This is a genomic window from Streptomyces cavernicola (assembly GCF_029968035.1).
In the GTDB taxonomy this organism is placed as follows: domain Bacteria; phylum Actinomycetota; class Actinomycetes; order Streptomycetales; family Streptomycetaceae; genus Streptomyces; species Streptomyces cavernicola.
In genome coordinates this window covers 1-12823 of the sequence record NZ_JASCIQ010000016.1, presented here as the reverse complement: position 1 = coordinate 12823, position 12823 = coordinate 1, and the positions used below count along the sequence as shown (strand labels likewise).

Annotated in this window: 11 protein-coding genes; 6 read left to right on the top strand and 5 right to left on the bottom strand. The window is 71.4% G+C overall.

Translation table 11 applies throughout. The annotated features are described in order from the left end of the window. Positions 1–77: 77 nt before the first annotated feature. Both QIS96_RS16525 and leuE read left to right on the top strand, forming a co-directional pair. Positions 78–1667 carry an acyl-CoA mutase large subunit family protein gene (locus QIS96_RS16525; RefSeq protein WP_282543366.1) on the top strand — a complete coding sequence of 530 codons (1590 nt, stop codon included), beginning with the start codon at positions 78–80 and terminating at the stop codon, positions 1665–1667. A 99-nt stretch (positions 1668–1766) separates the two neighbouring features. Then, entirely contained in the window at positions 1767–2423 is a 657-nt protein-coding gene (leuE, locus tag QIS96_RS16520) for a leucine efflux protein LeuE (RefSeq protein WP_282543365.1), read from the top strand. A 51-nt stretch (positions 2424–2474) separates the two neighbouring features. On the opposite strand, the gene QIS96_RS16515 is transcribed toward leuE, so the two are convergent. Genes QIS96_RS16515 through QIS96_RS16505 form a run of 3 tightly spaced genes read right to left on the bottom strand, consistent with a single transcriptional unit; the run spans position 2475 to position 5943 of the window. Beyond that, complete coding sequence (locus QIS96_RS16515) at positions 2475–3599, bottom strand: acyltransferase family protein (RefSeq protein ID WP_282543364.1); 1125 nt, start codon at positions 3597–3599, stop codon at positions 2475–2477. After that, positions 3596–4957, bottom strand: a complete 1362-nt coding sequence (locus QIS96_RS16510; protein WP_282543363.1) for a polysialyltransferase family glycosyltransferase — start codon at positions 4955–4957, stop codon at positions 3596–3598. Before QIS96_RS16510 ends, QIS96_RS16515 begins: the two co-directional genes overlap by 4 nt. Continuing rightward, positions 4957–5943: a glycosyltransferase family 2 protein gene (locus QIS96_RS16505; protein WP_282543362.1), complete on the bottom strand. Its 987-nt coding sequence runs from the start codon at positions 5941–5943 to the stop codon at positions 4957–4959. Before QIS96_RS16505 ends, QIS96_RS16510 begins: the two co-directional genes overlap by 1 nt. Before the next feature lie 187 nt (positions 5944–6130). Between QIS96_RS16505 and QIS96_RS16500 the strand changes: the two genes are divergently transcribed. The 4 genes from QIS96_RS16500 (at position 6131) to QIS96_RS16485 (ending at position 11012) form a co-directional block, all read left to right on the top strand. After that, positions 6131–7444, top strand: coding sequence for a DUF6716 putative glycosyltransferase (locus QIS96_RS16500; RefSeq protein ID WP_282543361.1), 1314 nt, complete (start codon positions 6131–6133; stop codon positions 7442–7444). A 79-nt stretch (positions 7445–7523) separates the two neighbouring features. Continuing rightward, entirely contained in the window at positions 7524–8834 is a 1311-nt protein-coding gene (locus QIS96_RS16495; RefSeq protein WP_282543360.1) for an N-acylneuraminate cytidylyltransferase, read from the top strand. Positions 8835–8845: 11 nt separating this feature from the next. After that, positions 8846–9790 carry an N-acetylneuraminate synthase family protein gene (locus QIS96_RS16490; protein WP_282543359.1) on the top strand — a complete coding sequence of 315 codons (945 nt, stop codon included), beginning with the start codon at positions 8846–8848 and terminating at the stop codon, positions 9788–9790. A 37-nt stretch (positions 9791–9827) separates the two neighbouring features. Continuing rightward, positions 9828–11012, top strand: coding sequence for a hypothetical protein (locus tag QIS96_RS16485; protein WP_282543358.1), 1185 nt, complete (start codon positions 9828–9830; stop codon positions 11010–11012). Between the two features lie 9 nt (positions 11013–11021). Here QIS96_RS16485 and QIS96_RS16480 read toward each other — a convergent pair whose 3' ends face one another. Both QIS96_RS16480 and QIS96_RS16475 read right to left on the bottom strand, forming a co-directional pair. After that, positions 11022–11267, bottom strand: a complete 246-nt coding sequence (locus QIS96_RS16480; protein ID WP_282543357.1) for a CPCC family cysteine-rich protein — start codon at positions 11265–11267, stop codon at positions 11022–11024. A gap of 39 nt (positions 11268–11306) precedes the next feature. Beyond that, positions 11307–12659 (bottom strand): tetratricopeptide repeat protein, encoded by a 1353-nt coding sequence (locus QIS96_RS16475; RefSeq protein WP_282543356.1) that lies wholly within the window; start codon positions 12657–12659, stop codon positions 11307–11309. Positions 12660–12823 lie beyond the last annotated feature (164 nt).

Sequence of the window (12823 nt, the reverse complement as noted above, 5' to 3'; positions counted from 1 at the left end):
GCTGTTATGTCCCCTTCGGGAGGGTTCCCGCGCATGATGGGGAGCGAACCGTTCCGCCCGTACGAGAGGTTCCGAACATGGCGCGTGAGTCCGAGTCGGGTCTGCCCGTCGAGCCGGTCTACGGCCCCGAGGCGCTCGCGGGCTGGGACCCCGCGCGGCAGTTGGGCGAGCCCGGCGCGTACCCGTTCACGCGGGGCGTGTACCCGACGATGTACACCCAGCGGCCCTGGACGATGCGGCAGTACGCCGGGTTCGGCACCGCCGCCGAGTCCAACGCCCGCTACCGGCAGCTGATCGAGCACGGCACGACCGGGCTCTCCGTCGCCTTCGACCTGCCCACCCAGATGGGCCACGACAGCGACGCCCCGCTCGCGGCGGGCGAGGTCGGCAAGGTCGGCGTGGCCGTCGACTCGATCGACGACATGCGGACCCTGTTCGACGGCATCCCCCTCGACCGCGTCTCCACGTCGATGACGATCAACGCGCCGGCCGCGCTCCTGCTCCTGCTCTACCAGCTCGTCGCCGAGGAACAGGGCGTTTCCGCAGGGCAGTTGACGGGCACCGTGCAGAACGACGTGCTCAAGGAGTACATCGCGCGCGGCACGTACATCTTCCCGCCCGCGCCCTCGCTGCGGCTCACCTCGGACCTGTTCCGGTACTGCGGGGCCGAGCTGCCGAAGTGGAACACCATCTCGATCTCCGGCTACCACATGGCGGAGGCCGGGGCCTCGCCCGCGCAGGAGATCGCGTTCACGCTCGCCGACGGCATCCAGTACGTGCGTACGGCGCTCGCCGCGGGCATGGACGTGGACGACTTCGCGCCGCGCCTGTCGTTCTTCTTCGTCGCCCGTACGACGCTCCTCGAAGAGGTCGCCAAGTTCCGTGCCGCGCGCCGGATGTGGGCCCGGGTGATGCGGGACGAGTTCGGCGCGCGGAACCCGAAGTCGCAGATGCTGCGCTTCCACACGCAGACCGCCGGGGTCCAGCTGACCGCGCAGCAGCCCGAGGTGAACCTGGTGCGGGTCGCCGTCCAGGGACTCGGCGCGGTTCTCGGCGGCACCCAGTCGCTGCACACCAACGCCTTCGACGAGGCGCTCGCCCTGCCCACCGACAAATCGGCCCGCCTCGCGCTCCGCACCCAGCAGGTCCTCGCGTACGAGACGGACGTGACGGGCACCGTCGACCCGTTCGCGGGCAGTTACGTGGTGGAGCGGATGACGGACGACGTGGAGGCGGCGGCGCTTCAACTCATGGAGCGGGTCGAGGAGTTGGGTGGTGCGGTCGCCGCGATCGAGCAGGGCTTCCAGAAGGGCGAGATCGAGCGGAACGCGTACCGCATCGCGCGGGAGACCGAGGCGGGGGAGCGGGTCGTCGTCGGCGTCAACCGCTTCGCGTCGGGGGAGTCGGAGGCGGCGGAGCGGTACGAGCCGCTGCGCGTCGACCCGGCCCTTGAGGCCCTGCAGGCGCGCCGTCTCGCCGAACTGCGCGCCGCCCGCGACCAGGGCGCGGTCGACTCGGCGCTCGCCGCGCTGCGGAAGGCGGCATCCGGTGAGGCGAACACCCTGTACCCGATGAAGGAGGCGCTGCGGGCGCGGGCCACCGTCGGCGAGGTGTGCGGGGCGCTGCGCGAGGTGTGGGGGGCGTACGAGCCGACGGAGCGGTTCTGACCGCCGCTGACCCGGGGTGCTGTTCGGACAGTCGGTGTGAGCCGTCCGATATCCGATATGCATTGCCACCCGACTGGGGCAACGTGCGAAACTCCGGGCATGTTCGGCGTCATAGACCTCCCCACGTACCTCGCGGGCCTGGCCCTGATCATTCTGCTGCCCGGCCCGAACTCCCTGTACGTCCTCTCGGTGGCCGCCCGCCGCGGCGTACGCACCGGGTACCGGGCGGCGGCCGGCGTCTGGTGCGGGGACACGGTCCTGATGACGCTCTCCGCCGCCGGCGTCGCCTCGCTCCTGCAGGCCAACGCGTTGCTGTTCGGCATCGTGAAGTACGCGGGCGCCGGCTACCTCACATGGATGGCGATCGGCATGCTGCGCGCCGCCTGGTCGATGTGGAAGAGCCGGCGCGAGGAGAAGGCGCAGGACGAGGGCGAGGCCGTCGCGGGCTCCGACGAGCGGCCGTTCCGCCGGGCCTTCGTGATCAGCCTGCTCAACCCGAAGGCGATCCTCTTCTTCATCGCCTTCTTCGTCCAGTTCGTCGACCCGGCCTACGCCTACCCGGCGCTCTCCTTCGTCGTCCTCGGCGCCTTCGCCCAGCTCGCCTCGGTGCTCTACCTCTCGGCGCTGATCTTCAGCGGCACGAAGCTCGCCAACGCCTTCCGCCGCCGCAAGCGCCTCTCGGCGACGGCCACTTCGGCGGCGGGCGCCCTGTTCCTGGGCTTCGCGGCGAAGCTGTCGCTGGCGAGCGCGGGCTGACCAGGCTGGGCTCATCGGGCTGGGCTCATCGGACGGGCTGATCGGGCGGGCTCAGCGTCCCGTCAGCTTCCGCCGGATCAGCGGTGTGGCCCACTCCTCCACGTACCGGTTCAGCAGCCGCGCAAGGACCAGCATCGCCAGCACCGTCAGGCCGAACGTCGCCCAGGACGGCAGGCCCAGGCCGCGGTGCAGGGCCGCCACCGAGACCCAGCCCAGGTGTTCGTGGACCAGGTAGAACGGGTACGTCAGCGCGCCCGCCGTGGTCAGCCAGCGCCAGTCGACGCGGTTCAGCCAGCCGAGGGCGATCGCGGCGACGGCCACGTATCCGAGCGTCACGACCGCGATGATCGCGAAGGACGAGCGGTACGAGAAGAAGTCCGGGTTCGGCGCGTGCCACAGGCGGTCCACCGCGTAGTGCTGGCCGATCAGCCAGCTCACCCCGACGATGCCCCAGGCCGTGACGTCCTTCCGGTCCCGGTGCACCAGGTACAGGCCGATGCCGCCGATGAAGTACGGGGCGTACTCCGGCATCAGAATCAGGTCGAGCCAGGCCTCGTTAGCGCCCTCCGCCACGACCGCCGCGAGCGTCCAGACCGCGCAGAACAGCACCACCCGCTGCCGGTTCGCGCCCGGCAGCACCACGCACAGCGCGAACAGGGCGTAGAAGCGCAGCTCCGCCCAGAGCGTCCAGCACACCCCGAGCACCCGGTCCACGCCGAGCGGCTGCTGCAGCATCGTCAGGTTCACCAGGGCGTCGCTGGGCGAGACCGCCTCGTACGTCACCACGGGCAGTGCGAAGACCGCCGTGACCAGGACGATCGCCACCCAGTAGGAGGGGAAGAGGCGCGAGACGCGGGAGGCGAAGAAGGAGCGCAGGGGGCGGCCCCAGCCGCTCATGCAGATCACGAAGCCGCTGATCACGAAGAAGATCTGCACGCCCAGGCAGCCGTACGCGAACCACTCGTGCGCCGTGGGGAACTGGAGCGCGGGCGAGCCGCCCCAGGCCTCGCCGATCTCGCCGTCCCGGCCGCCGTAGTGGTACGCGGCGACCATCAGGGCGGCGATCAGGCGGAGCCCGTCGAGGGCGCGCAGGCGCGGGACCCGGCGCGCGGCCTTGGCCGGGGGCTGTGCGACGACCGTGGCGGGGGCCGGGAGCGTGCTCGGCGGCGCGCTCATCCGAGTGCTGCCCGCTTGACGGCCCTGGCCCGGCGGGCCACGCGCCGCACCGTCGCATTGCGCGGGATGAAGTCCAGCTGGCTGGGGATCGCACCCGGCAGGGCGAGCGCGGTGAGCCGGCGGCGCTTGAAGTAGCGCCAGGTGTGCGGGTTCAGGCGGCGCGCGAGATAACCCTCGGCGGCCGGGCGGAGCGCCGGGTAGATCTGCGGCTGCATCGCGAAGCCGACCGCGTCGACCAGGCCCTTCAGGTCGGCCGTCTCCTGGTGCTGGGCCTCGACCGCGGCCTTGTCGGTCAGCTCGGGCACCGTCGCGTCGACGATCGTCACCGGCACGCGGTTGCTGTTCTGGTACGGGGTGAGGCGCTCCAGGAGCACGTCGGTGCCGATCCGCGCGACCGGCAGGCCGTACAGGGCGGACGCCGTGAGCAGGGCCGTGGAGAAGCAGCCGACGACGAGGGCGGGCTGCATCCGCTGGTAGAGGACCTCGGCGAGGACCGGCTCGTCCAAGACGGTCAGCTGCGCGCCGAGCCGCTCCGCCTCCTGCTCCAGGTGGCGCGACCAGCGGGCCGGGGCGCTCGGGTGCGGCTTGAACACCACGTGCTCGTGGCCGAGTTCGAGGGCGCCCTTGAGCATGCGGACGTGCAGCTGCTCCTCCTCGTCGGCGGTGAGGATGTCGAGCGCCGAGAGGTACTGGCCGAGCAGCAGCGCCGGCCGGCCGGACGGCAGGTCCAAGTCGGGCCCCGCGTCGGCGAGTTCGGCGAGGACCTTGGTGAAGGTGTCGCCGGGCACGATCTCCGGCTCGACCCCGAACTCGGTGAGCAGCAGCGGCTTCAGGCCCGGTACGAGGTCCAGGTGGAGCAGCCGGTCGATACGGGTGCCGACCAGCGGGTCCAGCTTGTTGCGGGTCGGGCCGTAGCTCATCAGGCCGTCCGCGTACACGTCCACGGGCGCGCCGGTGAAGATCTGGGTGAGCGCGAGCGCCGGGTTGACCTGGATCGACTCGACGGCCAGGTGCACGTCGTCGTCGCCGAGGTCCCACAGCATCCGCAGATACCGCTCCCACAGCGGGATGTCGTCGCCGCGCGGGGACCAACCCCCGGGGTGGAACGGGGAGATGGCCTCGTTCCAGGAGAGCACCCCGTCGAAGCGGTCGCGCAGCTGCTCGAAGCCGGGCATGGTGTCGAGCGCCGGGGCGGTCTCCGGGTTGGCCGCGTTGTTGCTGACCAGGAGCAGCCGCCGGGAAGCGGCCGGGAAGCGGTCCGCGTCCAGGGCGGCGGCCAGGGTGGCCGTCCCGTAGAGCGTGGAGGCGAAGAAGATCTGCGTGGTCCGACGGCTCCCCGTCGAGGTGGGCGGGGTCATCACGCGGCCACCTCCGCCGAGACCGGACGGCGGCGCAGGCGGCGGAGCCGGGTCGCGCGCTTCACGTCCATGGAGTCGAGGGCCTCGTCGAGTACGTCCTGCGGCATGCGCTTCAATGCCGCGGCGCTCAGCGAGCGCAGCTTTCGGGCCACGGGAGGTTCAAACCTTTCAATGGATCCCAGGTGGTGGGAAATGATCGCGCAGTACGTACGCACCGCTTTCGGAAGCAAATTCTCCGCGTCCCGGTCCACTGCCGTTTCCCGTACCACCTGGTCGAATGCCCGAATGAAATCGAGCTGCCGTACGTCCCCGATCTGGGTCAGGGAAGAGGCGACGCCGCGCCGGTAGTAGACGCCGAGATGCCCCAGTACCGCCATGGATTCGGCCTCGCGGTGCAGCCGCCAGATCCACGGCCGGTCCTCGGCCGTGCGCAGTCCGTCGGTGAAGTGAAGCAGGCCCTTGTCGACGAGCCGGCGGTGGTACATGCCGGCCCACGCGAACGCGTAGTCCACCGACGTGGAGCGGTCCGCGGGCAGGATCAGCGCGCGCGGATCGAGCGCCACGCCGCGCCGCCCGTGCGGCACCCGGTGCACGGAGCGCGCCCGCGCGGTGCACTGGACGTGGTCGGTGCGCACGAAGTCGACGCCCAACTCCTCCATGGAGCCGAGGAGTTGCTCGTAGTACCCGGGCGCGAGCCAGTCGTCGCCGTCCAGGAACGTGAGGTACTCGCCCTCGGCCGCGTCGAGGCCGGTGTTCCGCGCCGTGGCCAGACCGCCGTTCACCTCGTGGCGTACGTATCTGACCCGGGCGACGTCGGCGAGCTCGCGCTCGGCCCGCCGCAGGATCTCCGGCGTCTCGTCGCGCGAACAGTCGTCGACGAGAATGAATTCGAAGTCGGCACGCGCGTTGTCCCGCAACGATCTCAGGGTGTCGGGCGCGTATTGCTGCACGTTGTAGAACGGCACGATGACGGAGAGCTTAACCACGCAGGGGACGTTAGGTGTCCGAGCGCCATTCGTCTCGACCGTAAGTGGGCCGGTGGGTGAACGAAGCATGGCGGAATGGTTAACCGGCCTTTCCCGAGGGCCAGTTGGCCGTTCGGCGGTCTGCTGTTAACCGTTTGTTGTATTCGGATTAGGCCGCGCCACCGAATTCCTTCCTAGCGTCATCGACGTGCCAAGTACGAGGAAGAAGCAGCGGGTCGCCGTACTCGCGGATTCCGACACCCGGTGGAAGTGGGGCTCGCTCACCGCGAGCCGCCTGACCGAGGGCGGTCGCGAGGACATCCGCCTTGACGGCTACCTGCTCCGCGGCCGGGCGACGCCCACCCCCCGCCAGCTCGCCGAGGTGGGGGTGCGCGCCGACACGCTGCGCGAGGTCACCGCCGTCGAGTTCCTGCGCGAGATGGGGGAGACGGGCGGCGAAAAGCCGTACGACCTGGTCGTGCTCGCCCTGGTCGGCGGGGCCGTGCAGGCGCTCCTGCACGGGCTCGCGCACAGCTGGCGCGGCCGCGAGCGCCGCCCCGTCGTCGCCACCGGCTATGTCGGCGTCGTCTACGAGAAGCTCGCCGACGGCCTGCTCCTGCGGCACGGCGCGGACCTCGTCCTCGCCAACTCCCGCCAGGACGCGGAGCGTTTCCGCGCCGTGTACGAGGGAGTGGGCGCGCCGGCCGGCTCGGTCGTGGAGTGCGCGCTGCCGTTCCTGGGCGGAGCCCCGTACGAAAAGCACGACCCGTACACCGTGACCTTCGCGGCGCAGCCCTCCGTGCCGGAGAGCCGCAAGGACCGCGCGTACCTCCTCGACCGGATGGCGGCGCACGCCCGCCTCCACCCGGACCGCGAGGTGCTGCTCAAGCTGCGCTCCAGGCCCGGCGAGCACACCACGCACATCGAGGAGCTCCCGTACCAGAAGCTGGCGCAGAAGCTCCCCGGCGGGCTCCCGCCCAACTGCCGCCTCGTCTACGGGCACATGGGCGAGGTCCTGGACCGCACCGACCTCCTGGTCACGGTCTCCTCGACGGCCGCACTCGAATCCCTGCACCGGCGCATCCCCACCGCGGTCCTCACCGACCTCGGGGTGCGCGAGGCGCTCGGCAACCACCACTTCGTGGGCTCCGGCTGCCTCGCCTCCTGGGACCAGCTGGACGAGGGCCACGTGCCCGCGCCGGACGAGGAGTGGCTGGCCCGGCAGGGCGTGGCGGTCGACGGGGCGTACGACGCCGCGCGCGCCCGCGTCGCCGAGCTGGCCGCGCTCGACCGGATGCCGGCCATCGCCCCGTACTACACGCCCGTCACCGCGCCCGGCTACCAGCCCGGCGTGCTCGCCCGGCACCACCTCGGGCCCGACGGCGCCCCGCTGCCCGGCGCGCCCGTCGCCGCGAAGGAGCCGGGGCCGGTGCGCCAGGTCGTGCGCCAGGCCGCGCGCGGCGCCTACCGGCACGGCGTGCAGCGCGTGGCTCCGGTGATCCGGCGGATGGGCGAGCTGTGAGCCCCGCCCCGCCCCGTCTGCGGCGGGAGCCGCCCCGACTGCCTCTCGCGTATCAACCGCTCCCCAAGGAGAACTGCCCATGAGCAACCCGGAACCGGGACGACCGGGACCAACTGCCGCGCCCGTGCGCCGCGTTCTCGCCGTGATCCCCGCGCGCGGCGGCTCCAAGGGCGTCCCCGCGAAGAACCTCGCGCCGGTCGCGGGCGTGCCGCTCGTCGCCCGCGCCGTACGCGAGTGCCGCGCCGCCCGGCACGTCACCGACGTGGTGGTCTCCACCGACGACAAGGCCATCGCGGCCGTCGCCCGTGAGGCCGGCGCCGAGGTCGTGCTCCGCCCCGCCGCCATCGCCGGCGACACCGCGACCTCCGAGGCCGCCGTCCTGCACGCCATGGACGCACACGAGGCGCTGCACGGCTCGCCCGTCGACGTGGTCCTGCTCGTCCAGTGCACCAGCCCGTTCCTGACCCGCGAGGACGTGGACGGGGTGGCCGCCGCGGTCGTCGAGAAGGGCGCCGAGACCGCCCTGACCGTCGCCCCCTTCCACGGCTTCGTGTGGCGGGACAGCGCGGACGAGGCGACCGAGTCGGTCATCGGCGGCCGCAGCACGCAGTCGGTCGAGGGGGCCACCGCCACCGTCGTCGCCACGGACCGCAGCGGCGACGGCTACGGCGTCAACCACGACAAGTCGTTCCGGCCGCGCCGCCAGGACCGCCCGCAGGACCTCCTGGAGACCGGCGCCGCGTACGCCATGGCCGCCCCCGGCTTCCGCGAGCACCGGCACCGCTTCTTCGGCCGTACGGAACTCGTCCGCACCGACCCCGCACGGGTGTTGGAGGTCGACGACCCGCACGACCTGGCGCGCGCCCGCGCGCTCGCCCCTCTCCTCGACCGCGAGGAGCTCCCGAACGCGTCCGACATCGACGCGATCGTCATCGACTTCGACGGCACCCAGACCGACGACAAGGTGCTGATCGACTCCGAGGGACGGGAGGTCGTCGCCGTGCACCGCGGCGACGGACTCGGCATCGCGGCCCTGCGCAAGGCAGGCATCCCGCTGCTGATCCTGTCCACGGAACAGAACCCGGTGGTCGCCGCTCGGGCCCGGAAGCTGAAGATCCCGGTCCTGCACGGCATCGACCGCAAGGACCTCGCACTCAAGCAGTGGTGCGAGGAGCAGGGCATCGCGCCTGAGCGCGTGCTCTACGTCGGCAACGACGTCAACGACCTCCCGTGCTTCGGCCTCGTCGGCTGGCCCGTGGCGGTCGCGAGCGCCCACGACGTCGTGCGCGGCGCCGCACGCGCCGTCACCACCGTCCCCGGTGGCGAAGGCGCGATCCGAGAGATCGCCAGCTGGATCCTCGGCCCTTCTCTCGACTCCCTCAACAGCTAAGGAAACACCTCATGTCTGCTGCATCCCAGTCCCGCCTGCGCACCCTCGGCAACAAGACCGCGGGCCCCGGCCGTCCCGTCTACATCACCGGCGAGATCGGCATCAACCACAACGGCGACCTGGAGAACGCCTTCAAGCTGATCGACGTCGCCGCCGAGGCCGGCTGCGACGCGGTCAAGTTCCAGAAGCGCACCCCGGAGATCTGCACCCCGCGCGACCAGTGGGACATCGAGCGCGACACCCCCTGGGGCCGGATGACCTACATCGACTACCGCCACCGCGTGGAGTTCGGCGAGGCCGAGTACCAGGCCATCTCCGACCACTGCAAGAAGCGCGGCATCGACTGGTTCGCCTCCCCGTGGGACACCGAGGCCGTCGCCTTCCTGGAGAAGTTCGACATCCCCGCGCACAAGGTCGCCTCGGCCTCGCTCACGGACGACGAGCTGCTCCGCGCCCTGCGCGCCACGGGCCGCACGATCATCCTCTCCACGGGCATGTCCACGCCGCGCCAGATCCGCCACGCGGTCGAGGTCCTCGGCTCGGACAACATCCTGCTCTGCCACGCCACTTCGACGTACCCGGCGAAGGCCGAGGAGCTCAACCTGCGCGTCATCAACACCCTGCAGGCCGAGTACCCGAACGTCCCGATCGGCTACTCCGGCCACGAGACGGGCCTGCAGACCACGCTCGCCGCGGTCGCCCTCGGCGCGACCTTCGTCGAGCGCCACATCACCCTCGACCGCGCAATGTGGGGCTCCGACCAGGCCGCGTCCGTGGAGCCGCAGGGCCTCACCCGCCTGGTCCGCGACATCCGCACCATCGAGGCCTCCCTCGGCGACGGCGTCAAGAAGGTCTACGAGTCGGAGCTCGGCCCGATGAAGAAGCTGCGCCGCGTCGAGGGCGTCGTGGCCGCGGCCGAGGCGGCGGACACGGACCGCGAGCCGGTCGCGGTCTGACCCCCACCACCACGGAACCCGGAGACACCTCACGGTGATGTCCGAACACGGGCCCGACGGCGCGCCCCGGGACGCGGAGCAGGCCACCCCTGACCTCCGCGCCCCGGGCCGCCGGCCCCGTACCGGCTCTCGTACGGCTTCTCGTACGGCTTCTCGTACGGGCGGCACGCTCGCGTTCGTGGAGAGCCCGGTCCAGCTCCTGAACGTCCTGGAGTGGGCGCACGCGGACGCCCAACAGCCCTCCGCGCAAGGGGAGTCGACGGGGGATCTGACGATAGTCGTCCTCTCCCCCCTGGACCCGATGTCCCGAGGCCAGCTGCGCCGCGTCGCCCAACTGGCCCGCGACGAGGGGCACTCGGTGCGCTGGGAGGAGGCGCGCGGGGGAGCGGCCGCGCCCCTGAAGACCATCGGCGCGCTGACGGGCGACCTCCGCCGCGCCCGCCGCGTCGTCATAGGCGACCCCTTCTCCCGCTACGTACAACTCCTCCTGACCATCACCCGCGCCCGCGACCTGGTGGTCGTCGACGACGGCACGGCCACGATGGAGTTCATCGCCCAACTCGCCCGCGGCGAACGCCTGGTGCGCTGGCACCGGCGGGGCGGCCGGCCCTCCCCGCGTGACCTGGCCTTCGCCCCGTTCGCCCGCACGGCGGTCCGCCGCCTGACACCGGGCACGGCCGGCTCGGTCGAGGTCTTCTCCGCCATGCCGGTGGACGAGATCCCGCCGGGCGTACGCCTCACCCCCAACACCTTCGCCTGGACCCGCGCCCGCTTCGGCCCGCCCCGCCTGACCCGCGGCGCGGACCTGGTGGGCACGTCCCTGGTGGAGACGGGCGTGGTGGACCCGGCCCGCTACCTGTCGGCGGTCAAGTCCCTCGCCCGCACCCACAACGCCACCCGCTACTTCGCCCACCGCCGCGAAAGCGCCGAGAAACTCCACGAGTTGGCCTCCGCCACGGGCCTGGAGATCGTCCGCCCCGACCTCCCCCTGGAACTCATCGCCCGCAGAGGCCCCATAGGCCGCACGATCCTCAGCTTCCCGTCCACGGTCGTCCACACGCTGCCGCTGGCCCTCGCGGGCACGAAGGTCGAGGTGGCGGTCTGCGACATCGACCCGTCGTGGCTGACGGAGAACGCCTCGCCGAGGGCGGAGGGGTTCTTGTCGGGGGTCACGGGGACGGCTCGGGATGTGCGGAGGGTTTCTTCTACGGGGAGTGCGTGAGGTCGGGCGTCAGGGCAGCTCTTCCGCGAGCGGACGGCGCACGAACTGAACGAGCCGCTCCTCGGAGGCCCCGAAGGCCTCGAAGTTCCGCCTGGCCTCCGCGAGCGTGACCCCGTTCGGCCCGCCGCCCCAACTCTCCGGGTCGCGCTCGGCGGGACCGTCGTCCTCCCAGAAGCAGACCTTGCAGATCTCGTGCCGCCCCCGGCGCTCCAGGGTCAGGAGCCCGCAGCAGGGGCAGGCCGAACTGCCTGTCACAGAACCGTTGTCAGTGCCCACGCGTCCCCTCGAACCGTCTCAGGCAGCCTTGGCGGCGGCCACTTCGCGTGCCCGGTCGGCGATCTCGCGTACGGGGCGGGCACTCGGATGCCCGCGCAGTACGGTGCGCAGCGTGCTGAAGTGGTCGTCCCCCCGCTTCGACGAGATGTGTTCGTACGAGTCGAGGAACCGTGACCAGCTCTCGCAGGCCGCGTCCAGGTGCCCCAGGCGCCATTGGCGTTGCGCGAGAACCGCGTGGAAGTGCGCGCGCCCTTGGCGTTCCTGTTCCGGCTGGAAGCGGAGGGACTGCTTGAGCGCCTTGATCGAACCCTCGAAGTCCCGCTCCTCGTACAGGACATGGGAGACGTGGAAGAGGTAGGCCGTCCTGTCGTAGCCGCCGATGGCGTCCCTGTGGTTGTCCGCCTTCGCGAGGGCGTCCTCGGCTTCCTTGAGGCGTGAGTGCGCCTGCTGCTTGTGCCCGACCATGGCCGCCGAGTGGGCCTGCTGCCCCCGCAGGAACGCTGTGAGCCTCGGCCCCGCGGTGGGTGCGGCCTCCGCTGCGGCGTCTGCGTACTCCAGGGCCTTCGGCCCGTGCCCCAGGCTGGAGGCTTGCAAGGACATGCCGCGCAGTGTCCTGCAGTACGTGGCCTGATCCGCCGCTTCGCGAGCGAGGCTGAGCGCCTGGACGTAGTAGCGCTGACCGAGCCCGTGGGCCTTCTCGTACATGGCCATCCAGCCGGTCAAGTACGTGAGGTCGGAGGCGGCGGCGAGCATGTCCTGGCGTATGGCGTCGGTCGACTGCGCCCGGAGCCAAGGCCCGACCGTGTTGACGAGGAACGCGGACGCCATGGGCATGGCGTGGCCCGCGCCGAGTTCGTCAAGGATGTCTGCGATCCGGTCGGTCATCGTGCGGATCGCCTGCACCTGTGAGGAGCCGACCCGAACGGTCCTCCTGCCCGGTACGACACTCTCCTCGGCCGCCTGCGCAGGCAACGCGAACGCGGGCACGGACAAGGCGGCGGAGAACAGCGAGGCTGTCAGCAAGGTGCGGCGGGACGGATCCATGGTTGCCCTCCCCAGGTCGATCAACTCCTCGACAGTGTCCACCCGTTCAGTTCCTACGGCGGCATGGGCGGGCTCCAGGCCGGCCTCCGCGTGAGTGACGGGGCGGCCGAGCCGAGCCGAAAGCGCTTCGAGAACCAGCGCTCTGACCTGCGGTTTCGGCTGGACCCCCGCGATCCAGTGGGCCACTGCCGTGCGGTCGTACGACAGGTCGAGTCCGGCCTGCGGGCCGAGGCGGTTGACCTGCTGGGCGAGCTGGGTCCGGGTCCATCGCGCCTGGTCGAGCAGGTCGGCCAAGGCTGGGTTGGGGGTGCGTTTCCGTGCTGCCATGTCCTCAACTCCCCACGGTGTCAAGGGTTTTCACGGTCGCGTTCACGGTGTTCACGGTCTGACCGTCTCTCAACGGTACCTGCGCAGCGTGTCCGGGCGGTTACCTCTTGCACAGGGGCCGAAAGAACTCGGCCTCGCACACAGGACCCCCGCGACCGCGTCAA

Excerpts from the sequence above, each read along its gene's own strand:
- QIS96_RS16525 (WP_282543366.1), top strand. The coding sequence starts at position 78 with ATGGCGCGTGAGTCCGAGTCGGGTCTGCCCGTCGAGCCGGTCTACGGC.
- QIS96_RS16485 (WP_282543358.1), top strand. The coding sequence starts at position 9,828 with ATGTCCGAACACGGGCCCGACGGCGCGCCCCGGGACGCGGAGCAGGCC.
- QIS96_RS16490 (WP_282543359.1), top strand. The coding sequence starts at position 8,846 with ATGTCTGCTGCATCCCAGTCCCGCCTGCGCACCCTCGGCAACAAGACC.
- QIS96_RS16515 (WP_282543364.1), bottom strand. The coding sequence starts at position 3,599 with ATGAGCGCGCCGCCGAGCACGCTCCCGGCCCCCGCCACGGTCGTCGCA.
- QIS96_RS16475 (WP_282543356.1), bottom strand. The coding sequence starts at position 12,659 with ATGGCAGCACGGAAACGCACCCCCAACCCAGCCTTGGCCGACCTGCTC.
- QIS96_RS16495 (WP_282543360.1), top strand. The coding sequence starts at position 7,524 with ATGAGCAACCCGGAACCGGGACGACCGGGACCAACTGCCGCGCCCGTG.
- leuE (WP_282543365.1), top strand. The coding sequence starts at position 1,767 with ATGTTCGGCGTCATAGACCTCCCCACGTACCTCGCGGGCCTGGCCCTG.
- QIS96_RS16510 (WP_282543363.1), bottom strand. The coding sequence starts at position 4,957 with ATGACCCCGCCCACCTCGACGGGGAGCCGTCGGACCACGCAGATCTTC.